This window comes from Aliamphritea spongicola, from assembly GCF_017051665.1.
Lineage (GTDB): Bacteria > Pseudomonadota > Gammaproteobacteria > Pseudomonadales > Balneatricaceae > Amphritea > Amphritea spongicola.
In genome coordinates, this window is sequence record NZ_JAFIDL010000047.1 from 1 (window position 1) to 364 (window position 364).

1 protein-coding gene is annotated in these 364 nt (G+C 60.7%); it reads left to right on the top strand.

Annotation, left to right across the window (positions count from 1 at the left end; all coding sequences use genetic code 11):
- Positions 1 to 364, top strand: a 364-nt coding sequence (locus tag JYB63_RS22675; RefSeq protein ID WP_272873605.1) for a radical SAM protein, incomplete at both ends; no start/stop codon positions are given.

Sequence of the window (364 nt, forward strand, 5' to 3'; positions counted from 1 at the left end):
CACCAACCTGATCACCTCCGGCATCGGCCTGACCGAGAAAAAGCTGCAGACCTTCGCCGACGCCGGGCTGGATCATATTCAGATCAGTTTTCAGGCCAGCGATGAAACGCTGAACGCTGCACTGGCGGGCTCCGCCAAGGCGTTTCAGCAGAAGCTGGCGATGGCCAAGGCGGTCAAGGCGCTCGGCTATCCGATGGTGCTTAACTTCGTCTTGCATCGCCATAATATCGGCCAGATCGACCGCATCATCGAACTGGCGATCCAGCTGGATGCCGACGACGTCGAGCTGGCGACCTGCCAGTTCTACGGCTGGGCGCACCTGAACCGTGAAGGCCTGCTGCCGACCCGCGAACAGATCGCCGAT